26 protein-coding genes are annotated in these 21806 nt (G+C 70.4%); 17 read left to right on the top strand and 9 right to left on the bottom strand.

From position 1 onward, the window contains the following. Positions 1–40 precede the first annotated feature (40 nt). Positions 41–568, top strand: a complete 528-nt coding sequence (locus JOF29_RS42085) for a helix-turn-helix domain-containing protein (RefSeq protein ID WP_209699857.1) — start codon at positions 41–43, stop codon at positions 566–568. Here JOF29_RS42085 and JOF29_RS42080 read toward each other — a convergent pair whose 3' ends face one another. Beyond that, the gene (locus JOF29_RS42080; RefSeq protein ID WP_307863981.1) at positions 569–1534 is read right to left on the bottom strand and encodes a heme o synthase; all 966 of its coding nucleotides are present in this window, start codon (positions 1532–1534) and stop codon (positions 569–571) included. A gap of 230 nt (positions 1535–1764) precedes the next feature. Between JOF29_RS42080 and tkt the strand changes: the two genes are divergently transcribed. From tkt to JOF29_RS42045, 7 genes are read left to right on the top strand one after another with little or no spacing between them, the layout of a single operon-like run. Continuing rightward, positions 1765–3930, top strand: coding sequence for a transketolase (gene tkt, locus JOF29_RS42075; protein WP_307863980.1), 2166 nt, complete (start codon positions 1765–1767; stop codon positions 3928–3930). A 51-nt stretch (positions 3931–3981) separates the two neighbouring features. Further along, positions 3982–5091, top strand: a complete 1110-nt coding sequence (gene tal / locus JOF29_RS42070) for a transaldolase (RefSeq protein ID WP_209699855.1) — start codon at positions 3982–3984, stop codon at positions 5089–5091. Then, positions 5088–6662, top strand: a complete 1575-nt coding sequence (locus tag JOF29_RS42065) for a phosphoglucose isomerase-related protein (protein WP_209699854.1) — start codon at positions 5088–5090, stop codon at positions 6660–6662. Before tal ends, JOF29_RS42065 begins: the two co-directional genes overlap by 4 nt. A gap of 28 nt (positions 6663–6690) precedes the next feature. Next, a complete protein-coding gene (gene zwf / locus JOF29_RS42060) occupies positions 6691–8250 on the top strand; it encodes a glucose-6-phosphate dehydrogenase (protein ID WP_209699853.1) in 1560 nt (519 codons plus the stop codon). Next, positions 8247–9377: a glucose-6-phosphate dehydrogenase assembly protein OpcA gene (locus JOF29_RS42055; RefSeq protein WP_209699852.1), complete on the top strand. Its 1131-nt coding sequence runs from the start codon at positions 8247–8249 to the stop codon at positions 9375–9377. Before zwf ends, JOF29_RS42055 begins: the two co-directional genes overlap by 4 nt. Beyond that, complete coding sequence (pgl, locus tag JOF29_RS42050; RefSeq protein WP_209699851.1) at positions 9374–10093, top strand: 6-phosphogluconolactonase; 720 nt, start codon at positions 9374–9376, stop codon at positions 10091–10093. The genes JOF29_RS42055 and pgl overlap by 4 nt, the downstream gene beginning before the upstream one ends. 33 nt (positions 10094–10126) lie before the next feature. Then, the gene (locus JOF29_RS42045) at positions 10127–10942 is read left to right on the top strand and encodes an isocitrate lyase/PEP mutase family protein (protein ID WP_209699850.1); all 816 of its coding nucleotides are present in this window, start codon (positions 10127–10129) and stop codon (positions 10940–10942) included. A gap of 180 nt (positions 10943–11122) precedes the next feature. On the opposite strand, the gene JOF29_RS42040 is transcribed toward JOF29_RS42045, so the two are convergent. After that, on the bottom strand, positions 11123–11773 hold the full coding sequence (locus JOF29_RS42040) for an NADPH-dependent F420 reductase (RefSeq protein ID WP_209699849.1): 651 nt from the start codon (positions 11771–11773) through the stop codon (positions 11123–11125). Positions 11774–11838: 65 nt separating this feature from the next. Here JOF29_RS42040 and JOF29_RS42035 point away from each other — a divergent pair, with 65 nt between their 5' ends. The 3 genes from JOF29_RS42035 (at position 11839) to def (JOF29_RS42025) (ending at position 13736) form a co-directional block, all read left to right on the top strand. After that, the gene (locus JOF29_RS42035) at positions 11839–12228 is read left to right on the top strand and encodes a winged helix-turn-helix transcriptional regulator (RefSeq protein ID WP_307863979.1); all 390 of its coding nucleotides are present in this window, start codon (positions 11839–11841) and stop codon (positions 12226–12228) included. After that, the gene (locus tag JOF29_RS42030; RefSeq protein ID WP_209699848.1) at positions 12225–13040 is read left to right on the top strand and encodes an LLM class F420-dependent oxidoreductase; all 816 of its coding nucleotides are present in this window, start codon (positions 12225–12227) and stop codon (positions 13038–13040) included. The genes JOF29_RS42035 and JOF29_RS42030 overlap by 4 nt, the downstream gene beginning before the upstream one ends. 78 nt (positions 13041–13118) lie before the next feature. Then, positions 13119–13736: a peptide deformylase gene (def, locus tag JOF29_RS42025; protein ID WP_209699847.1), complete on the top strand. Its 618-nt coding sequence runs from the start codon at positions 13119–13121 to the stop codon at positions 13734–13736. A 15-nt stretch (positions 13737–13751) separates the two neighbouring features. On the opposite strand, the gene JOF29_RS42020 is transcribed toward def (JOF29_RS42025), so the two are convergent. After that, complete coding sequence (locus JOF29_RS42020; RefSeq protein ID WP_209699846.1) at positions 13752–14111, bottom strand: hypothetical protein; 360 nt, start codon at positions 14109–14111, stop codon at positions 13752–13754. A gap of 151 nt (positions 14112–14262) precedes the next feature. On the opposite strand from JOF29_RS42020, the gene JOF29_RS42015 reads away from it, so the two are divergent. Both JOF29_RS42015 and JOF29_RS42010 read left to right on the top strand, forming a co-directional pair. Further along, positions 14263–14682, top strand: a complete 420-nt coding sequence (locus JOF29_RS42015) for a (R)-mandelonitrile lyase (protein ID WP_209699845.1) — start codon at positions 14263–14265, stop codon at positions 14680–14682. Beyond that, positions 14682–15230 carry a carboxymuconolactone decarboxylase family protein gene (locus JOF29_RS42010; RefSeq protein ID WP_209699844.1) on the top strand — a complete coding sequence of 183 codons (549 nt, stop codon included), beginning with the start codon at positions 14682–14684 and terminating at the stop codon, positions 15228–15230. The genes JOF29_RS42015 and JOF29_RS42010 overlap by 1 nt, the downstream gene beginning before the upstream one ends. Here the strand turns inward: JOF29_RS42010 and JOF29_RS42005 are convergent. From JOF29_RS42005 to cobT, 3 genes are read right to left on the bottom strand one after another with little or no spacing between them, the layout of a single operon-like run. Further along, positions 15215–16018 (bottom strand): TrmH family RNA methyltransferase, encoded by an 804-nt coding sequence (locus JOF29_RS42005; protein ID WP_209699843.1) that lies wholly within the window; start codon positions 16016–16018, stop codon positions 15215–15217. The genes JOF29_RS42010 and JOF29_RS42005 overlap by 16 nt on opposite strands. Continuing rightward, positions 16015–17289 carry a uroporphyrinogen-III C-methyltransferase gene (cobA, locus tag JOF29_RS42000; protein ID WP_209699842.1) on the bottom strand — a complete coding sequence of 425 codons (1275 nt, stop codon included), beginning with the start codon at positions 17287–17289 and terminating at the stop codon, positions 16015–16017. The genes JOF29_RS42005 and cobA overlap by 4 nt, the downstream gene beginning before the upstream one ends. Beyond that, positions 17286–18320: a nicotinate-nucleotide--dimethylbenzimidazole phosphoribosyltransferase gene (gene cobT / locus JOF29_RS41995; protein WP_209699841.1), complete on the bottom strand. Its 1035-nt coding sequence runs from the start codon at positions 18318–18320 to the stop codon at positions 17286–17288. The genes cobA and cobT overlap by 4 nt, the downstream gene beginning before the upstream one ends. 126 nt (positions 18321–18446) lie before the next feature. Between cobT and JOF29_RS41990 the strand changes: the two genes are divergently transcribed. Next, positions 18447–18977, top strand: coding sequence for a YbhB/YbcL family Raf kinase inhibitor-like protein (locus JOF29_RS41990; protein ID WP_209699840.1), 531 nt, complete (start codon positions 18447–18449; stop codon positions 18975–18977). Here the strand turns inward: JOF29_RS41990 and JOF29_RS41985 are convergent. After that, on the bottom strand, positions 18972–19340 hold the full coding sequence (locus tag JOF29_RS41985) for a YchJ family protein (RefSeq protein ID WP_209699839.1): 369 nt from the start codon (positions 19338–19340) through the stop codon (positions 18972–18974). The genes JOF29_RS41990 and JOF29_RS41985 overlap by 6 nt on opposite strands. Positions 19341–19357: 17 nt before the next feature. After that, a complete protein-coding gene (locus JOF29_RS46260; protein ID WP_372446433.1) occupies positions 19358–19609 on the bottom strand; it encodes a hypothetical protein in 252 nt (83 codons plus the stop codon). Positions 19610–19644: 35 nt separating this feature from the next. Between JOF29_RS46260 and JOF29_RS41975 the strand changes: the two genes are divergently transcribed. Continuing rightward, the gene (locus tag JOF29_RS41975; RefSeq protein WP_209699838.1) at positions 19645–19878 is read left to right on the top strand and encodes a hypothetical protein; all 234 of its coding nucleotides are present in this window, start codon (positions 19645–19647) and stop codon (positions 19876–19878) included. Positions 19879–19965: 87 nt separating this feature from the next. Here JOF29_RS41975 and JOF29_RS41970 read toward each other — a convergent pair whose 3' ends face one another. Next, positions 19966–20439, bottom strand: a complete 474-nt coding sequence (locus JOF29_RS41970) for a winged helix-turn-helix domain-containing protein (protein WP_209699837.1) — start codon at positions 20437–20439, stop codon at positions 19966–19968. A 54-nt stretch (positions 20440–20493) separates the two neighbouring features. Between JOF29_RS41970 and def (JOF29_RS41965) the strand changes: the two genes are divergently transcribed. Then, positions 20494–21123 (top strand): peptide deformylase, encoded by a 630-nt coding sequence (def, locus tag JOF29_RS41965; protein ID WP_209699836.1) that lies wholly within the window; start codon positions 20494–20496, stop codon positions 21121–21123. A 19-nt stretch (positions 21124–21142) separates the two neighbouring features. After that, a complete protein-coding gene (locus JOF29_RS41960) occupies positions 21143–21772 on the top strand; it encodes a class I SAM-dependent methyltransferase (protein ID WP_209699835.1) in 630 nt (209 codons plus the stop codon). Positions 21773–21806: the final 34 nt, after the last annotated feature.

The following is a 21806-nucleotide window of genomic DNA, read 5'->3' as shown; positions in this document are numbered from 1 at the left end:
GCAATAACATTATCAGACTGATAATGATCAGGAGACGACTGTGCCGAAGGACTCACCGATCGCGGACGTGGTCATGCATCCGGCGCGGCTGCGGATCATCCAGCAGCTCGGCGGCCGGGAGCTGACCACGACCCAGCTCCGCGAGGCCCTGCCCGAGATCACCCAGGCGACGCTCTACCGGCACGTCGCGGCGCTGCTCGACGCCGGGATCCTCGCGGTGGTGGCCGAACGCAGGGTTCGCGGCACGACCGAACGCACGCTGGCGCTCGGCGAACGGCTCGCGATCGCCGATCTGGACGAGATCCGGGCGATGGACGCGGCCCAGCTACGCACGAGTTTCCTGACGTTCCTCGGCCTGGTCGGCGAGACGTTCGACAACTTCCTGGCCGCCGAGGACCAGGAGCTGCGCGACTACCTCGGCTTCGGGATGGGCCAGTTGTACGTCGCCGACGGCGACCTGCCGGCATTGCAGAACCAGCTCAACGAAGTACTGGCGCCATACCGCCAGGAGCGTCCCAACACCCGCCGGGTCGCCCTCGCCACCATCCTCATTCCGGAAGCGGACTGATCAGCGCAGCAGCGGGTCGATCGCGGCGGCGATGAACAGCAGCGCGAGATAGATGTTCGAGAAGTGGAACAGGCGCATTGGTCGCAGGGCTGCGCCGTCCGCGCCGGTGTGGGCACGCAGCAGCAGCCGGCGGGCCTCGCGGAGGAACACGAAGCCCAGCACGATCGCGGCCAGCGGGTACACGAAGCCGGTGCCGGCGACCGGCCAGAGCGCGATCGACGTGGCGACCATGACCACGGAGTACGCCATGATCTGCCGCGTGGTGGCGACCGGGGTGGCGACCACGGGCAGCATCGGTACGTCGACCGACGCGTAGTCCTCGCGGTACCGCATGGCGAGGGACCAGGTGTGCGGCGGGGTCCAGAAGAACACCACCAGGAACAGCACGACCGGGGTCCAGGCGAGCTTGCCGGTGACCGAGGTCCAGCCGATCAGGGTCGGGAAGCAGCCGGCGATCCCGCCCCAGACGATGTTCTGCACGGTGCGGCGCTTGAGCAGCATCGTGTAGCCGAAGACGTAGAACAGGTTCGCCGCCAGCGCCAGGCCGGAGGACAGCCAGTTCACGAGGAGGCCGAGCTCAAGGGTGGCCAGCACACCGAGCACGACGCCGAAGACCGTCGCCGAGCGGGCGCTGACCGCGTGCCGCGGCAGCGGACGGCGCCGGGTCCGGCGCATCTGCTCGTCGATGTCGCGGTCGAGCACGCAGTTGATCGTGTTCGCGCTGCCGGACGCGAGGATGCCGCCGATCAGGGTGGCCGCCACCACCCGCAGCCCGGGGACTCCGCCGGCGGCCAGGAACATCACCGGCACCGTGGTCACCAGCAGCAGCTCGATGATGCGCGGCTTGGTCAGACCGACGTACGCCTTCACCACGTCGCGCACCGACGGACTCACCACAGCAGTAGCGTCCGGCAGCGGCGTCGGGTACGACGTCGTCGCGGCGGGACGCGGGTCGACGGCCGTCACGAACACCTCGAACAGATCTGGGTTGACGCCGGAGGTCCGGCGCTGACGATTCAGCAGTCTACGACGCCCCGTAGGAGGGTTCGGACACCCCCCTCCGCGGGCCGGGAACAGGCCGCAGACCTGAACGGTTGACAAACAGTCGAGCGGTGCGCAACGGAGAGAGTCGGCCACAGTAGGCTCGTCCTGAGCAGACACCCCTGAAGACTTCCATCGAGAGGAGCGCCGCCGGCGTGACGGAGAAGACCAAGCTTGAATGGACCGAGCTCGACCAGCGCGCGGTCGACACCGTACGGGTGCTCGCGATGGATGCGGTCGAGAAGGTCGGAAACGGACATCCCGGTACGGCGATGAGCCTGGCGCCGGCGGCGTACCTGCTGTTCCAGAAGGTCATGCGGCACAATCCGGCGGACCCGCTCTGGGCCGGCCGCGACCGGTTCGTGCTGTCCGCGGGCCACTCCAGCCTGACGCTGTACATCCAGCTGTACCTGGCCGGCTATGGCCTCGAACTGGACGACCTGAAGGCGCTGCGGACCTGGGGCAGCAGGACCCCGGGCCACCCGGAGTACCGGCACACCCCTGGCGTCGAGACCACCACCGGCCCGCTCGGCCAGGGGGTCGGCAACGCAGTCGGCATGGCGATGGCGGCCCGCCGCGAGCGCGGCCTGATGGACCCCGACACGCCGAAGGGCGCGAGCCTGTTCGACCACAACGTCTACGTGATCGCGTCCGACGGTGACATCGAGGAGGGTGTCGCGTCCGAGGCGTCGTCGCTGGCCGGCCACCAGAAGCTCGGCAACCTGACGCTCATCTACGACGCGAACAAGATCTCGATCGAGGACAACACCGACATCGCGCTGTCCGAGGACGTCGCCGCCCGCTACGCGGCGTACGGCTGGCACGTCCAGGACGTCGACTGGACGAACGGCGGCACGGGCTACGAGGAGAACGTCCAGGCGCTGTACGACGCGCTCGAAGCCGCCAAGGCGGTCACCGACAGGCCGAGCTTCATCCGGCTGCACACGATCATCGGCTGGCCCTCGCCTGGCAAGCAGAACACCGGCAAGATCCACGGCTCGGCGCTCGGCGCCGACGAGGTCGCGGCCACCAAGAAGGTCCTCGGCTGGGACCCGGAGCAGACCTTCCAGGTCGCCGACGAGGTGATCGCGCACACCCGCGAGGCGCTGGACCGCGGCAAGGCCCTCGAAGCCGAGTGGGACAAGGGTTTCCAGACCTGGAAGGCGGCCAACGGCGAGCGTGCCGAGCTGCTGGCCCGGCTGTCGAAGCGGGAGCTGCCGGCGGGCTGGAAGGACGCGCTGCCGAGCTGGGACGCCGACGCCAAGGGCGTCGCGACCCGCGCCGCCTCCGGTGACGTGCTGACCAAGCTGGCGCCGGAGCTGCCCGAGCTGTGGGGCGGTTCGGCCGACCTCGCGGGCTCGAACAACACCACCCCGAAGGGCCAGCCGTCCTTCATCCCGGCGGAGTTCTCCACCAAGGAGTTCGCCGGCGACGAGTACGGGCGGGTGCTGCACTTCGGGATCCGCGAGCACGCGATGGGCGCGGTCCTGAACGGCATCGCGCTGCACGGCCTGACCCGGCCGTACGGCGGTACCTTCCTGGTCTTCTCCGACTACATGCGCCCGTCGGTCCGGCTGGCCGCGCTGATGAAGCTGCCGGTCACCTACGTGTGGACGCACGACTCGATCGGCCTCGGCGAGGACGGCCCGACGCACCAGCCGATCGAGCACCTGTCGGCGCTGCGCGCGATCCCGGGCCTGGACGTCGTCCGCCCGGGTGACGCGAACGAGACGGCCGCCGCGTGGGCGACCATCCTGGAGCACACCGACCGCCCGGCCGGCCTGATCCTGACCCGGCAGAACGTGCCGACGTTCCCGCGCGGAGCCGACGGTTTCGCGACCACGGAGAACGTGCACAAGGGTGGGTACGTGCTGCTCGACGCTGATCATGCGGGCGGCACCCCGGACGTGGTGCTGATCGGCACCGGTTCCGAGGTGCAGCTCGCCGTGGAGGCTCGGGCCAAGCTGGCCGAGGAAGGCATCAAGGCCCGCGTGGTCTCGATGGTCTCCCGGGAGTGGTTCGACGAGCAGGACGACGCCTACCGCGAGTCCGTCATCCCGGCGGACGTGCGGGCGCGGGTCTCGGTCGAGGCCGGGATCGCGCTCAGCTGGCACGACATCGTCGGTGACTCCGGCCGTTCGGTCAGCCTGGAGCACTACGGCGCCTCGGCGGCGTACCAGACGCTGTACGAGGAGTTCGGCATCACCACCGACGCCGTCGTCCAGGCCGCCAAGGACAGCATCGCCGTCGCCGCACAGATCAGCGGTCCGGGTGTCCCGCCCGGTCGTTCCGCCGCCGGGCCGGTCGGGCCGGCCGATTAGTACACGGCCAACTGACACCACATCAGACATTCGGAAGAAGGCATCGGACAAATGAACGATCGGTTGAAAGCACTCGCCGACGCGGGTGTCTCCATCTGGCTCGACGACCTGTCCCGCGAGCGGCTGACCAGCGGCAGCCTGCAGGCGCTGATCGAGGACAAGCACGTGGTCGGCGTGACCACGAACCCGACGATCTTCGCCAAGGCGATCTCGGACGCGGACGCGTACGCGGCGATCATCGGCCGGCTGGCCGCGCAGGGCGTGTCGACCGACGAGGCGATCCGGGTGATCACCACCGACGACGTCCGGGACGCCGCCGACGTGTTCAAGCCGGCGTACGACGACTCCGAGGGCCAGGACGGCCGGGTGTCGATCGAGGTCGAGCCGACGCTCGCGCACGACACCGCGAAGACCGTCGAGCAGGCCAAGCAGCTGTGGGACATCGTCGGCCGGGAGAACATCTTCGTGAAGATCCCGGCGACCAAGGAGGGCCTGCCGGCGATCACCCGGACGCTGGCCGCCGGGATCAGCGTGAACGTCACGCTGATCTTCTCGCTGGACCGCTACAAGGCGGTCGCGGACGCGTTCCTGACCGGCCTCGAGCAGGCCGTCGAGAACGGCCACGACGTCACCAAGATGGCCAGCGTGGCGTCGTTCTTCGTCAGCCGGGTGGACTCCGAGGTGGACAAGCGGCTGAACGCGATCGGCACCGACAAGGCGTTGGCGCTGAAGGGCAAGGCCGCGATCGCCAACGCCCGGCTCGCGTTCCAGGCGTACGAGGAGATCTTCGACACCGACCGCTGGCACGAGCTCGAGACCGCCGGCGCCAAGCCGCAGCGCCCCCTCTGGGCGTCCACCGGCACCAAGGACCCGTCGTACTCCCCCACGCTGTACGTCGACAACCTGGTCACTCGCGGGGTCGTCAACACGATGCCGGAGGCAACGATCAAGGCGGTCGAGCAGTACAGCGAGATCACCGGCGACACGGTCCGCGGCAACTACGCGGCCGACCGGAAGGTGATCGACGACCTGGAGCGGCTCGGCATCTCGTACGACGAGGTCGTGCAGCTGCTCGAGGACGAGGGGGTGGCGAAGTTCGACGCCTCCTGGTCGGAGCTGCAGGACACCGTCACCGCCGCGCTGAAGGGTGCCGCCAAGTGACTGCTGTAACGACTCAGAACGGCGACTGGACCGAGGTCGTCGACAAGCTCGTCGCCGAGAAGATCGCGTCCCGGATCGCCGCGAAGGACGCGACCATCTGGGGTCCCGAGGCCGAGCACGAGGCGTCCGTCCGGCTCGGCTGGGTGGACCTGCACGAGACCTCGCGGCCGCTGCTGGCCGAGATCGAGGCGCTGCTCGCGGACCTGCGGTCCGAGGGCCTGACCCGGATCGTGCTGTCCGGCATGGGCGGCTCCTCGCTGGCTCCCGAGGTCATCACCCGGACGGCGGGCGTCGAGCTCGTCGTACTGGACTCGACCGACCCGAGTGTCGTGAAGCGCGCACTCGACGGTGACCTGTCGAAGACCGTGATCGTGGTGTCCAGCAAGTCCGGCGGCACGGTCGAGACCGACAGCCACCGGCGTACCTTCGCGAAGGCGTTCACCGACGCCGGCATCGACGCGGCCTCGCGGATCGTCGTCGTGACGGACCCGGGTTCGCCGTTCGAGAAGCTGTCGAAGGACGAGGGCTACCGCAAGACGTTCCTCGCCGACCCGAACGTCGGCGGCCGGTACAGCGCGCTGACCGCGTTCGGCCTGGTGCCGTCCGGTCTGGCCGGTGCCGACATCGCCGAGCTGCTCGACCAGGCGGCCGAGGCTGCTCCGGCGCTGCAGGCCGATTCGACCGACAACCCGGCGCTCTGGCTCGGCGCCGTACTGGCGGCCAGCCCGGGCCGGGACAAGGCGATCATCACGGCCGACGGCTCCGACATCGTCGGCTTCCCGGACTGGGCCGAGCAGCTGATCGCGGAGAGCACTGGCAAGAACGGCACCGGCGTACTGCCGGTCGCGGTCGAGGTGACCGCGCCGGAGTTGCGCAGCGAAGCGGCCGACCTGACCAACGCGCTGCTGGCGGACAAGGCGACGAGCGGTGTGCCGACGGCGTTGACGTCAGGGTCCCTCGGCGGGCAGATGCTGCTGTGGGAGACGGCGACGGCGGTGGCGGGCTACCTGCTCGGCATCAACCCGTTCGACCAGCCGGACGTGGAGAGCGCGAAGAAGGCGGCCCGCGGTCTGCTCGACGCGCAGCCGAAGCCGGAGGCCGCCGCCTTCACCGAGGGCGCTGTCGAGGTCCGCGGTTCCGAGGGTCTGCTGGACGGTGTCGACTCGCTCAAGGGCGCGGTGGACGCGCTGCTCGGCAAGCTCGACTCCGTCGGATATGTGGCCGTGATGGCGTACCTCGACTCGGAGCGCGACGCCGACCTGCTGGCGCTCCGTCCGGCGCTGGCCACGAAGACGGGTCGCCCGACGACCTTCGGCTGGGGCCCGCGATTCCTGCACTCGACGGGTCAGTACCACAAGGGCGGCCACCCGGAGGGCGTGTACCTGCAGATCACCGGTGCGCACCCGGTCGACGTGGAGATCCCGGATCGGCCGTTCACGTTCGGCACGCTGATCTCGGCGCAGGCCGCCGGTGACGCGAACGTGCTGGCCGAGCGCGGGCGTCCGGTGCTGCGGCTGCACCTGACGGACGTCGCGAGCGGCGTACGGCAACTCCTGTCCCTGTTCCAGTAAGCCACCTGACACGGGAGGAACGTGGCTCATGACCGCTGAGCTCGACGAACAGCCGACAGGTGCTGACGGCTACCGGAACCCGCTGCGCGATCCGCAGGATCGGCGGCTGCCGAGGATCGCCGGGCCGTGCGGCCTGGTGATCTTCGGGGTCACCGGCGACCTGGCCCGGAAGAAGCTGATGCCGGCGGTCTACGACCTGGCGAACCGGGGGCTGCTGCCCCCGGGTTTCGCCCTGGTCGGGTTCGCCCGCCGGGACTACACCAACCAGGACTTCGCCCAGATCGTGCACGACTCGGTGAAGGAGCACGCCCGGACTCCCTTCCGCGAGGAGGTCTGGCAGCAGCTCTCCGAGGGCTTCCGGTTCGTGCCGGGTGACCTGACCGACGACGCGGCGTTCGAGCGGCTGCGGGAGACGGTCGACGAGCTCGACGTCACCCGCGGTACCGGCGGGAACCACGCGTTCTACCTGTCGATCCCGCCGGGGCTGTTCCCGGAGGTCGTCCGGCAGCTGTCCGAGCACGGGCTGACCGACGAGAAGCCCGGCTCCTGGCGGCGGGTGGTGATCGAGAAGCCGTTCGGTCACGACCTGAAGAGCGCCCGCGAGCTGAACCACGTCGTCGAGTCGGTGTTCCCGCCCGAAGCGGTCTTCCGGATCGACCACTACCTGGGCAAGGAAACGGTCCAGAACATCCTGGCCCTGCGGTTCGCGAACGCGATGTTCGAGCCGATCTGGAACAGCAACTACGTCGACCACGTGCAGATCACGATGGCCGAGGACATCGGCATCGGCGGCCGCGCCGGGTACTACGACGGCATCGGCGCCGCCCGGGACGTGATCCAGAACCACCTGCTCCAGCTGCTCGCGCTGGTCGCGATGGAGGAGCCGGTCAGCTTCGACGCCTGGTCACTGCGCCAGGAGAAGAAGAAGGTGCTGAACGCCGTACAACTGCCGGAGCGCCTGGATCTGCACAGTGCCCGCGGGCAGTACGCGGCCGGCTGGGCCGGTGGCGTGAAGGTCAAGGGCTACCTGCAGGAGGACGGCATCCCGTCGACCTCCGCGACCGAGACGTTCGCGGCGCTCCGGGTCGACGTCGACACCCGGCGCTGGGCGGGCGTCCCGTTCTACCTGCGGACCGGCAAGCGGCTCGGCCGCCGGGTCACCGAGGTCGCGGTGATGTTCAAGCGCGCGCCGCACCTGCCGTTCACCAAGACCGAGACCGAAGAGCTCGGCCAGAACGCGCTGGTACTGCGGATCCAGCCGGACGAGGGCATCACGGTCCGCTTCGGCGCCAAGGTGCCCGGTACGTCGATGGAGATCCGCGACGTGAACATGGACTTCATGTACGGCGGCTCGTTCACGGAGTCCTCCCCCGAGGCGTACGAGCGGCTGATCCTCGACGTACTGCTCGGTGATCCGCCGCTGTTCCCGCAGCACACCGAGGTAGAGCTGGGCTGGAAGATCCTCGACCCGGTGCTGGACTACTGGGCCCGGCACGGCAAACCGGAGCAGTACGCGTCCGGCGACTGGGGCCCGGACTCGGCGCACGAGATGCTCGCCCGCGACGGACGTGCCTGGAGGCGGCCATGATCATCGACCTGACCGACACCACGTCGAGCGAGATCGCCGCGGCGCTGCTGAAGGCCCGGCGGAACGCCGGTTCGCCGGCGATGGGCATGGTCGGAACCATCGTGGTGGTCGTCGACGAGGCGTCCCACCACGACGCGATGAAGGCCGCGAACGAGGCCGGTCGCGAGCATCCGTCGCGGGTTCTGGTGGCGATCCTGCGGCCCGGTAAGGGCGCGCCCGGGCTGGACGCCGAAGTACGTGTGGGTGAAGGCATTCCGGGTGAGGCGGTGCTGCTGCGGCTGCACGGCGAGCTGGCGAAGGTGCCGGAGTCGGTGATCACGCCGCTGCTGCTGCCGGACTCCCCCGTCATCGTGTGGTGGCCGGGCGGCGGGCCGCGGGTTCCGGCCGAGGATCCGCTGGGCAAGCTCGGCCGGCGGCGGGTCACCGATGCGGCGGCGACCCGGCGGGCGTCGGTGGACTACGGCGCCCGGGCCGAGGGGTATGCGCCCGGCGACACCGACTTCGCGTGGACGCGGCTGACGCCGTGGCGGGCGTTGATGGCGGCCGCCCTGGACCAGTACCCGACGCGCGTGACCGGCGCCGAGGTGTCGGCGGCCCGCGGCAACCCGAGCGCGGACCTGATGGCCGCCTGGCTGCAGTCGCGGCTGAAGGTACCGGTGGAGCAGCGGACGTCGCGCGGGCCGGGGGTGACCGCCGTACGGCTGTTCACGCCGTCGGGGTCGATCGCGCTCACCCGGCCGGACGGCGCGGTGGCGACGTTCAGCGTGCCGGGGCAGCCGGATCGGCCGGTCGCGTTGAAGCGGCGTACGACGTCCGAGCTGCTGAGCGAGGAGCTGCGGCGGCTCGACCCGGACGACGTGTACGCGAAGACGCTCGCGTGCATGGTGGAGCGGGACAGCATGCCGGCCGAGAAGAAGAAGGTCTCGGAGACGGCCCGGAAGTCAGCGCCGCTGAAGGCGTCCGCGGCGGCGAAGAAGGTGGTCGCGAAGAAGGCTCCTGGCGCTGCGACGAAGGCCCCTGGCGCTGCGAAGAAGGCTGTTGGCAAGAAGGCTGTTGGCAAGAAGACGGCGGAGACCAGGGCGGCGGCCAAGAAGGTTGCCGGGAGCAAGCGGGTGGCCAAGCGATGACTGTGGATCCGGAGCTGGTGATTCATCCCGACGCCGACGACCTGGCGTTCTCGGTGGCGGCCCGGCTGATCACGGCGATCGTCGACGCGCAGAGCACCGGCGGCGTCGCGCACGTCGTGCTCACCGGCGGGCGGGTGGCCGCGGTGGTGTACCGCGCGGTCGCCGAGTCGCCGGCGCGCGTCGAGGTCGACTGGCAGCGGGTCGAGTTCTGGTGGGGCGACGAGCGGTTCCTGCCGGCCGGCGACCCCGAGCGGAACGAGACCCAGGCGCGGGACGCGTTCCTGTCGGCGCTGGACGTCGACCCGGCGCGGGTGCATCCGATGCCGGCCGACACCGGCCAGGGCGCGGAGGCAGCCGCCGCGGCGTACGCCGCCGAGCTGGAGGCGGCCGGTTCGCCGACGTTCGACGTACTGATGCTCGGGGTCGGTCCCGACGGGCATGTCGCGTCGCTGTTCCCGGGGTACCCGCAGCTCGGCGTGACGGACGTGGCGGCGGTCGCGGTCCACGATTCGCCGAAGCCGCCGCCGACCCGGGTGTCGCTCACGTTGCCGCTGCTCGACCGGGCGCGCGAGGTCTGGTTCGTGGTGTCGGGCGCGGACAAGTCCGAGGCGGTCGCGAAGGCGCTGGCCGACGGTGATGTCCCGGCGGCCCGTCCGAAGGGCGAGAACCGGACGCTGTGGTTGCTGGACGAGGCGGCGGCACAGCAGGTTCGGTGAGCGCCGAAGCGTTGCGGTGACAGACTCGGAGCCATGACGTTCCGTGAGTTGCATGCCGGCCAGTTCGTGATGCCGAACGCGTGGGACGCCGGTAGCGCGGTGCTGCTCGCAGCAGCCGGGTTCCCGGCGATCGCGTCGACCAGTGCGGGGATCGCGTTCTCGCTGGCGAAGGGCGATCACACGCTGCCGGACGGAGCACCGGCGGTGTCCCGGGACGAGATGTTCGCGCGCGTCCGGCAGATCGCCGAGGCCGTCGACGTACCGGTGAACGGCGACCTCGAGGACGGGTACGGCGCCGCGCCGTCGCAGGTCGCCGGCACGATCGGGCTGGCGCGCGAGGCCGGGCTGGCGGGCGGGAACATCGAGGACTACGACGGGCGGGAGCTGTACGACGCTTCGCTCGCGGTGGAACGGATCGTCGCGGCCCGGGAGGCGGCCGGCCCGTCGTTCGTACTGACGGCCCGCACCGACGGGCAGTTGCTGCGTACGCCGGTTCCGCTGGCCGACTCGATCGACCGCGCGAACCGCTTCCGTACGGCGGGCGCCGACTGCCTGTACGTACCGGGTGTCAACGACCTGGACACGATCCGCACGCTGGTGCAGGAGATCGACGGTCCGCTCAACGTCGTGATCGGCCTTGGTACGTCGACGTTGACCGTCGCCGAGCTGCAGTCCGTCGGCGTCACGCGGATCAGCCTCGGCGGATCCATCGCTCGCGCCGCCCTGGGCTTCATCCGGCGCAGCGCCGAGGAACTGGCCACGCACGGCACGATCACCTTCGCCGCCGACCAGATCCCACAGGCTGACCTGAACCAGCTCTTTGCGCGCTCGTCCAAGGGCGAGCGCTGACACCAGCCCGCCGCCACGAGCCTCGCGTCACGCGCCGGTGGGTTGGCAGCCCGGGTACCTGTGTGCAGCCGGACAGGTAGTGCACCGGCGAGACGGTGTACGCGCGGACGCGTTCACGCTCAGGTGCACTACCCAGCCGGCCGACACCTCCTGTCCAGAATGCACGCCGTTGTCGCCGAGTCAGCCGGGTGCGACTGTGCCGATGGCGACGGCCAAGGGCGGGAACATGCCGCGCACGTCTCCCCCGCCGACCCAGATCCCGATCGCCAGCACAGCGGTTGCCTCCAGCAACTTCGCGCGGACCAGACCGCCGGCGGCGACCGGCACACACCCGAGATCCCGGACCAGCTCCGCCACAACCTCCACCCCGGCAGTTCCACGGATCGGCGCGCCGGGGCCGGCCAGGACGTCGCCGCAGATCGGCACGCCGAGGCCGGCCGGCGGGTTTCGCCACACCGTGTCGGCCGCCAGGTTGAACGCCTTCACGACGCTCACCCCCGGCCCCACCGCCGCGCTGATCGCTTCTGCAACCGAGTCCTGCGCCAGCGTGAAGTCTCGGTGATCCACGGCATTCGTGCAGTCGATCAGCGTCGTACCGTCCAGCACCAGCCGGGCCACCTCAACCGCAACCTCCGCGGGCACAGCCAGCAGCACCACCTCGCCGTACTCTGCCGCCTCCTCCAACGTTCCCGCGGCCGCGCCGACCCGCTCGGCCACCGCAGCAGCCCGCTCGACCGACCGACCACCGATCATCACGTCGTGCCCCGCGCGCACCCATCCGCCGGCAAGAGCCTCGGCCATCATCCCGTTGCCCAGTGTCCCGATTCGCATAGCGCCGACCGTAGACAGTTCGATGCGCACCTCGAGGTGCCCAACGGCCGACGCACAATGGTCCGGTGGAACCGAGATTCTTCGCCGACTGCCAGGCGCGGGTCGCCGCCGACCTGATCAGCGGGCGCTGGCCGATGGTCGTCCTGTACTCGCTCGCCCACGGCCCCGCCCGCCCCGGCGAACTCCGCCGGCAGATCGGCGGCATCAGCCAGAAGGTCCTCACCGAGACCCTCCGCCGGCTGGAGCACAACGGCCTGGTCGAACGCCGCCGGTACGCCGAGGCACCGCCGCGGGTCGAGTACTCGCTGACCACCGCCGGCACCGACCTGCTGGTCCCGATCCGCGCCCTCGGCGACTGGGCCGCCGCGTACGCCGACCAGCTCCCGACCGAGGACCGAGACCACCGGACCTATCCGGAGGGTCCTCCGCAACGCCGGATAGGATCTCCACCATGACAGCTTCCGAGTCCACCGACCGGCCGTACGGCGCGTTTCCCGCACGGATCGGTCTGCAGGTCCAGCCCCAGCACGCCCAGTACGCCGACATCCGGCGGACCGTCGCCGCGGCCGAGGAGATCGGCGTCGACGTGGTGTTCAACTGGGACCACTTCTACCCGCTCAGCGGTGAGCCCGAGGGCCTGCACTTCGAGTGCTGGACCATGCTGGCCGCCTGGGCCGAGGCGACCGAGCGGGTCGAGATCGGCGCCCTGGTCACCTGCAACTCCTACCGCAACCCCGACCTGCTCGCCGACATGGCGCGCACCGTCGACCACATCAGTGACGGCCGGCTGATCTTCGGTATCGGCTCCGGCTGGTTCGAGAAGGACTACGACGAGTACGGCTACGACTTCGGTACGGCGGGCGGCCGGCTGGACGCCCTCGGCGAGGCACTGCCGCGGATCGAGCGGCGCTGGACCAAGCTCAACCCGAAGCCGACCCGGGACATCCCGGTGCTGATCGGCGGCGGCGGCGAGAAGAAGACGCTGAAGCTGGTCGCCCAGCACGCGAACATCTGGCACGGCTTCGGTGACGCCGAGACGATCGCGCACAAGCACGCCGTACTGGACGAGCACTGCAAGACGATCGGCCGCGACCCCGGCGAGATCGAGCGCTCGGTCGGCGTCGGCGACAAGAAGCCCGAGGAGGTCGGCAAGCAACTGCTCGACGTCGGCACCCGGCTGTTCACCGTGCACGCCTCCGGTCCGGACTACGACCTCGGTCTGCTCCGCGACTGGGTCGCGTGGCGCGACGAGGTCAACGCCAAGTAGTACCCGCTTGCGTCCGAAGAACTGTGGCCTCTAGCCCACGGTTCTTCGGACGCAGCGTGGCTGGGTAGGATTTCCGGCATGTCTACGTTGCCTCAGGACGGTTCGGTGCGGCCCATCACCCGGTGGGGTGAGGACGTCATGCATCGGGTCAATCAGCCTGTCACCGACTTCGGGGACGAGCTGCAGAAGCTGGTCGCCGACATGGTCGCGACGATGAACGCGGCCGAAGGCGTCGGCCTGGCGGCGAACCAGGTGGGTGTGGATCTGCAGCTGTTCGTGTTCGACTGCCCGGACAAGGACGGCAACCACGTCCAGGGCGTCGTGTGCAACCCGAAGCTCGAGGTTCCGGAAGGCAAGGACCGGAACCTCGACGAGGGCGACGAGGGCTGCCTGTCGCTGCCCGGTGCGTTCACCAAGTGCGCCCGCCCCGACTACGCCAAGGTCACCGGCGTCGACCACCACAACCAGCCCGTCACGTATGAGGGCAATGGCCTGCTCGCGCGCTGCCTGCAGCACGAGACCGACCACACGCAGGGCATGGTCTTCGGCGACCGCCTCTCTCGCAAGTACCGCAAACGCCTCTTCGCCGAGGCCGAGGAGTTCGCCCCCGACTACCCGGCCGACTGGCCGGTCTCCCCCATGATCGACCACGACCACGACGACGAGCACCAGCACGACGAGACTCCCGCCACCTGACGGCCACGCCCCCGGTTACCAGCAGGCCCCGGGCAGCTTGGTGAGGATCGTGTCGACGGTCTCGGACGGGGCCTGGCCGGAGGTATCCAGCCAGAGACCCCGGCGCGGGATCTCGTCGAGGCCGGCTTGGAGCGCCCGTACGGCAGTCTCGAGTGAGCCGTCCGGGGTCTGCCAGTCGCGGTAGGAGTTGCCTCCACCGCGACCCAGCTCCCGCCGTACGATCGACTCGACCGACGGCGCCAGTACGACGACGCCGCGGTAGAACACGTCCCCGTCGAGCGTCGCGGCCGGCGGACCCATCCGGGCGGCCAGCAGCGGCGCGATCGTGGACTTCCCGGCGGCCTGCATCCCGGTGACCAGAACTACCTTCGGCATGAGCCCATCAGATCATCGCCGTCCAGCCGTTTGACGGCCTCCCATGACGAGTAGGCCTCTCGCAGGTACACACCCTGAGTCGAGAGGCACCGCCGAGCCGGGTACTGACCGTACCTCCCAGGTCGCGGCGAATCAGCCTAGCGTTGGGGACATGGAGAAGAACGTACCGAGTGCGACCGTGAAGACGCCGGCGGCGAACTTCGCCGGCGACGTGTACCTGAACCCGGTGTTCGACGGCGACGGCACCTCGCACCTGGTCTGCGGGCTGGTCCGGTTCACCCCGGGTGCGCGCACCAACTGGCATTCCCACGCCAACGGTCAGCTGCTGGTGTGCACCGACGGGACAGGGCTGGTCGGCACCCGGGACGGCACCACCGTGGTGCTGCGCGCCGGCGAGAGCGTGTGGACCCCTGCCGGGGAAGAGCACTTCCACGGTGGTACGACGCAGACCATGATGTGCCACTACGCCATCCTCGACGCCTCCGGCGACTCCGAAGCGACCACGTGGCTGGAACCGGTCACCGACGAGCAGTACGCGGCCGCCCACACCGCGGCGGGGGTGCACGCCTGATGGCGATCAGCGACAACGCCAAGCGCAACCACAGCGAGCTCTTCGGCGACCGGGCCTCGACGCTGGCCAGGACGGACCCGGAGCTGATCGAGTACTTCGAGAACTTCGCCTTCGACGAGACCCTGGCGGACGCGGGCGCCCTGGACGAGAGCCTCGAGTTGCGGACCCGGCTGCTGGTGCAACTGGCCGCGACGCTGGCCGTGGGCGGGCTGGGCGAGTTTCGCGTCCTCGCCGCCGCGGCGATCGAGCGCGGCGGCGTCAGCCCGGTGGAGTTGAAGGAGCTCGTCTACCAGGCGACGGCGTCCGTCGGACGAGGCGGCCTCGACCTGCCCTCCCGGGAGCTGATCACGTTCGCGATGCTCGCCGGCCTCGGCGGCGCGGACCCTCAGCTCAGGGGACACGTCGGCGGAAACCTTGCCGTCGGCAACACCCCCGCCCAACTGCTCGCCGTACTCACCGTGCTCGTGCCGTTCATCGGCTACCCCCGCACCCTCAACGCCCTCGCCGCCGTCGACGAGGTCGCACCGAGTGGCTACCTGGTCGCGTAGAACGCGACCGCGGCGGAGGAGGCGACGTTGAGGGAGTCGACGCCGCCGGCCATCGGGATCCGGACAGTGAGGTCGGCCTGGCGGAGGACGTTGGGTTTCAGGCCGTGGCCTTCGGTGCCGAAGATCAGCGCGAGCTTGCCGTCCTTGCGGGCGGCGAGGTCGTCGAGCGTGATCGAGTCGTCTGTGAGCGCCATCGCAGCGGCGACGTACCCGTGCTGCTGCAGGAGCTCCAGGTCGCCCGGCCAACTCTGCAGGCGGGTCCACGGGACCTGGAAGACGGTCCCCATCGACACCTTGATCGACCGCCGGTACAGCGGGTCGGCACAGGTCGGTGTCACCAGGACGAGCCCGACGCCGAGCGCGGCCGCGGCGCGGAAGCCGGCGCCGACGTTGGTGTGGTCAACGATATCGTCGAAGATCGCGATCCGGCGGACGCCGTTCGTCAGCAGGTTCGGGAGCGGTACGGCGGCCTGCCGCTTGTACGACGCCAGCGCGCCGCGGTGCACGTGGAACCCGGTGACCTGCTCGGCCAGCTCCTCCGAGACGAGGTACACGGGCTTGTCCGGCCACTTCTCCAGCACATCCTGCAAGGAGTCGAGCCAGCGCGGCGCCAGCAGGAACGACCGCGGCTCGAACCCGGCATCGGCCGCCCGCCGGATCACCTTGTCCCCCTCGGCGATGAACAGCCCGTGCTCCTCCTCGAGCAACCGCCGCAGATTCACCTCCCGCAACTGCACGTAGTCCGCGAGCCGCGGGTCCCCCGCGTCCTCGACCGAAACCAGCGTCACGCCTGCCCCGCCCCGGCACCCGGCTCCGCCGGACGGCCTTGCCCCGCCGCACGGCTCTGCTCGGCCGCGAGTTGCGCGGCCACCTCGACTACGTTGCCGATGACAACTATCGCGGGCGCGCCGACGCCGTGCTCCTTCATCACCTCGGCGATCCCGGCCAGCTCGGACGTCACCAGCTGCTGACCGGGAAGGGTGCCGTCGGCAATCGCCGCCGCCGGAGTATCCGCCGGGCGACCGCCCTCGATCAACCGGGCCGTGATCGCCGGCAGGTTCTCGACCGCCATCAGCAGCACGAGCGTCCCGCGCAGCTGGGCCAGCGCGTCCCAGTTCACCAGCGAGTCGGGATGCGACGGCGGGATGTGCCCGGACACCACCGTGAACTCGTGCGTCACACCACGATGCGTGACCGGGATCCCGGACACCGCCGGCACCGAGATCGAGCTCGTGATGCCCGGCACCACCGTCCATGGCACCCCGGCCGCCGCGCACGCCAGCGCCTCCTCGAACCCGCGGCCGAAGACGTACGGATCCCCGCCTTTCAGCCGTACGACGACCTTGCCCTGCTGCCCGCGGTCGACCAGGATCCGGTTGATCTCCTCCTGCTGCGCCGCCCGCCCGCGCGGCAGCTTCGCGGCGTCGAACAGCTCCACGTCGGGATGCAGCTCGTCCAGCAACTGCTGCGGCGCCAGCCGGTCCGCGACCACCACGTCCGCCTCGGCCAGCAGTCGCCGCCCGCGCACCGTGATCAGCTCCGGATCGCCCGGCCCGCCACCGACGAGGTACACCCCGGGCCGCCGCTCCGCGTCCCGCGCCGCCAGCTCACCGGTCCGGAGGCCCTCGAGGATCGAGTCGCGTACGGCGGCCGACCGCCGGTGATCGCCTCCGCCGAGGACGCCGATCGTCACGGTTCCGAGCTGCCCGGACGCGGGCGTCCACGCGGTCGCGCGGGACCTGTCGTCCGACCGTACGCAGAAGATCCGCCGTTCCTCCGCCTCCGCCGACACCTCGTCGTTGACCGCGGCGTCGTCGGTCGCGACCACGACGTACCAGGCTCCGTCCAAGTCACCGGGCTGATACCCGCGCTCGATCCAGGTCAGAGCCGGGTTGCCGAGCAGCCCTTCGATCGTCGGCGTGATCGACGGCGAGACGAGGTCGATCCGGGCACCGGACTCGAGCAGCCGCGGCAGCCGCCGCTGGGCGACACCGCCACCGCCGACGACGACCACGCGCCGCCCGTCGAGCACGAGCCCGGACAGGTACTGCTGCGTCACGAACCGATCCCCGCGTCCTCGAAGGTCGCCATCTCGGCGAGCGCCCGCGCCGCGCAGGTCAGGATCGGGTACGCGAGCACCGCGCCGGTCCCTTCCCCGAGCCGCAGGTCCAGGTCGACGAGCGGTTGCAGGCCCAGCTGCTTGAGCGCGACCGCATGCCCCGGCTCGGCGGACCGATGACCGGCCACGCAGTAGTCGACGACGGCCGGATGGAACGCCTGCGCGACCAGCGCCGCCGCACCCGCGATCACACCGTCCAGGATCACCGGGACCTTGTTCGCGGCCGCGCCGAGGATGTACCCGGCGAGCGCAGCGTGTTCCAGTCCGCCGTACGCCTGCAACGCCCGCAGCGGCTCGGTCGGCGGTACGTCGTGCAGCGCGAGCGCCGCGCGTACGACGGCCGTCTTGTGCGCGAGCGCCGCGTCGTCGATCCCGGTACCGCGGCCGGTGACCGCGTCGGCCGTCGCGCCGGTGAAGGTGGCGATCAGCGCGGCCGAGGCCGTGGTGTTGGCGATGCCCATGTCGCCGGTCAGCAGGCAGCGGTACCCGTCCCGGACCAGCGTGTCCGCGAGGTCGAACCCGACCGCGAGCGCGGCCCGTGCCTCGTCCTCGGTGAGCGCGTCGGTCTGCGACAGGTCGCGAGTGCCCGGGCGGACCTTCGCGTGCACGATGTCCAGGCCGTCGACCGGGGTCGCGACGCCGACGTCGACCACCCGGACGTCGACGCCGTTGTTCTTGGCGAACGCGTTGACCGCGGCGCCGCCGGCGGCGAAGTTCGCCAGCATGGCGGCGGTCACCTCCTGCGGCCACGGGGACACGTTCTGCGCGTGCACACCGTGGTCGGCCGCGAACACCGTGACGACCGCCGGGCCCGGTACGGCGGGCGCGCCGGTCATCCCGGCGAGCTTCACGGACAGCTCCTCGAGTACGCCGAGGGAGCCGGCCGGTTTGGTCAGCCGCGCATGCCGTTCTTCGGCCGCCCGCATCGCCGCCTGATCCGCGGGAGCGATCCGCTCCAGGTACTCGTCCACCAGTCCTCCACTCGTAGCCTCCGCACGATCTTCGCATCCCCGGGCGTGTGCCCCCGGACGGACCGGCGGTCTGTGGACAGTAGTGTCGGAATCACCACACGTCTCTCGATGCCGGAGGGCTCACAGATGTCGCTCGATCGTCCCGTCACCCCGGACCCGTACAGGCTGCTCCCGGAGGCCGGCGGGTTCACCGTCACCAGTACCGACGTCGCCGACGGCGAGCCGTTGGCCGAGGCGCACGCGTTCGCGGGCGGGAACACGTCGCCACAGCTCAGCTGGTCCGGGTTCCCGGCCGAGACCAAGGCCTTCGTCGTGACCTGCTTCGACCCGGACGCGCCGATCGTGTCCGGTTTCTGGCACTGGGTGCTGGTCAACCTGCCGGCCACCGTCACCGAGCTCCCGGCCGGTGCCGGCACCACCGAGCGCCTCGACAACGGCGCCTTCCACGTCCGCAACGACTTCGGCGCCAAGGCTTTCGGCGGCGCCGCACCGCCCGCGGGCGACCAGGTGCACCGGTACTACTTCGTCGTCCACGCGATCGACGTCGAGGCCCTGGACGTCGACTCCGACGCCACCCCGGCCGTCGTCGGCTTCAACCTGGCCTTCCACACGCTGGCCCGCGCGATCATTGCTCCGACGTACCAGATCGCCTCATAGCGCGGCGACGTACACCCATTCGCCGGCTTCGCGGGTGAAGGTGCTGTTCTCGTGTTGTACGCCGGTGCTGTGGTGGGCGTTGAACTCCACGGTGCCTTCGGTGTGGAAGGGGCTGCCGCCGGTGGTGCCGACGATCTCCAGGGCGGTCCAGCGGCGGTTCGGGTCGAAGTCGATGGTGGCGGGCCGGGTGGCGAGGGACCAGGTGCGTCGGAGGTACGCCGCGTCGTGCATCACGAAGGCGGTGTACCTGGAGCGCATCAACTGCTCGGCGGTCGATGCTGTGGCCTTGCCCTGGTGGAGCGGACCGCAGCAGCCGGCGTACGGCGTGCTCTGACCACACGGACAGGCGGCTGAAACTGACATGCCCCGATTGTCCCGGATCACCTGAAAGTCCGTACGTACAGCTGTGGGTTCCGGAGCGGTAGGGCTGCCACCTCGGCGTGCAGGGCGTCGTACTGGTCGGCGGTGAGCTGCTGGGACAGCAGGAGGTCTACCCGGCCGCCCTTGCGGCCCCAGGCGCCGGCTATTCGGCCGTCGACAAGGAGGCCGTTGGGGTGGAAGGAGTCGGCTGCCGGGGTCAGCTTGCGGAGGCCAGGGGCGATGAAGCGGGCGTCGCGGTCGCGGCCGAGCAGGCGGAGATCTGAGGCGACCAGGAGCCGTACGCCGCGTGGCGGTGAACACGCCGAAGTCGCGTGCCGGCAGCACGTACACCGCCGCGCGCGGGCTGTACGTCTGGATCAGCGACGGGTGTTCCCAGTCCGTCGGCGTACACCCCTCCATCCGCGCGGCCATCCCGAGCAGCGCGTCCCGCGGCGCGGTGTCCTGCAGCCCGGCGTACGCCGCCTGCTCCTGCGACCCGGACGGCAGCCGGTCGACCAGCCGGTTCACGCCGAGCCGATAGGCGATCGCCTGTTCCCGCGTCACACTCCGCATGGCGACGACCGTACGCACCAATCACGCCACCCAATGGCTTGTTTTAGTGCAAGGGCTACTTGTCGTGGAGCGGAAAAGCGCGGATGATCACCGCGGTCGGGGTGGCGGAGTCCGCGGTCGGCTCCGAGCCGACGAAGTCGTGCAGGACCCGGTGCAGGCGGGCGCGGAGCTCGGCGAGTTCACCGGCGGCGAGCGTGACCACCGCGCTGAACGCGAAGTCCTCGTCGTCGGAGGTCTTCGCGGCCAGCCAGCTCGCGTACGCCGTGTCCTCGAGCTCGCGGTTCAGCGTCGCCTGCTCGGTCCGCGCCCGCCGCCACGGCTTCACCCGGCCTGGCGCACCCGGCACCGGCTCGATCACGCCGAGCGCCTCCAGCCGGCGGAGGTGGAACGAGCACGAGCCGGTGCTCTCCCCCAGTTCCCGCGCGGCGATCGTCGAGGTCGTCGCACCGTCCCGGTCGATCAGCCGCAGCAGCGCCTCCCGCAGCGGGTGCGCGCGGACGACGTCCCGGCGGTTCGGTTGGGTGTCCATGGAGGCATCCTAGTGGCTTTGCAAAGCTTCGACTTTGCATAGTACGGTCTTTGTATGCCGACGTACATCCAAGGGCGCCTGAGTCGCCGCCTGCCCGAGCTGCTGGACGAGGTACGACGGGGCACGCCGCTGCGCGTCACGGAGTACGGCGAGGAGATCCTGCACCGCCCGTGCCGGCCGGTCACCGCGTTCGGGGCGGAGCGCTGGAGTCGGCTGATCGACGACATGTTCGCGACGATGTGGATCGCCGAGGGCTGCGGTCTCGCGGCGAACCAGGTCGACGTCGACGCGCAACTGTTCGTGTACGACCTCACCGACGAGTACGGCGACCGGCACGTCGGGCACGCGTTCAACCCGCGCGTCGAGACGAGTACCGCGCTGCTCGGCACTCAGCCCGGCTCGGAGGGCTGCCTGTCGGTGCCCGGCGCCAACGCACCGCTCCCTCGCCCGACCCGCGCGGTCCTGCACGCGTACGACCTCGACGGCATCCCGTTCACCGTCGAGGCGTCCGGGTACTTCGCGCGCTGCCTCATCCACGAGACCCAGCACCTGGCCGGCACGGTGTACGTCGACCACCTGTCCCCCGTCGCCCGCGACGACGCCCTCTCCGAGTCCGCCACCAACCGCGAGTCGGTCTTCACCCGCCGCTCCACCCGCGAAAACCACCTGACCGTCGCCCGCTGAACGCACTACCGTCCGTCGGATGGAAGACCCGAAGGAGATCGTCCGCCGCGGGTACGACGTACTCTCCCGCCGGTACGACCACGCGACCGGCGCGGACTCGAAGTACGCGCCCTGGATCGCCGAGCTGATCACCCGCCTCGCCCCAACCAGCCGAGTCCTAGACATCGGCTGCGGCAGCGGCGTACCGATGGCCCGAGCCCTCACCACCGCGGGTCACCACGTGCTCGGCGTAGACATCAGCGAGGTCCAGATCAGCCGGGCGCGCGAACTCGTCCCGCAGGCCGAGTTCGTGAACGCCGACGCGATGACGCTCGACCTCGCGCCCGGGTCGCTCGATGCCGTCGTGTCGCTGTACGCGCTGATCCACCTACCACTGGACGAGCAGACGGTGCTCCTGGAGCGGATCGCCGGGTGGCTCCGGCCCGGCGGGTTCTTCCTGTGTACGACGGGCCACACGGCGTGGACGGGAACCGAGGACGACTGGCTCGGCGGCGGCACCGAGATGTGGTGGAGCCACACCGACGCGGCGACCTACCGGGACTGGCTCGCCGGCGCCGGGCTGACGATCGACGCCGAGTCGTTCGTGCCGGAAGGGTCCGGCGGTCACGCGCTCTTCTGGACGCGCCGACCGGAGGTTTCCGGAACATAACCCGCGCCGAGCGCCGGAAATGTTCCGCAAAGGC

This window comes from Kribbella aluminosa, assembly GCF_017876295.1.
Lineage (GTDB): Bacteria > Actinomycetota > Actinomycetes > Propionibacteriales > Kribbellaceae > Kribbella > Kribbella aluminosa.
This window is presented reverse-complemented; position numbering and strand designations above follow the sequence as displayed.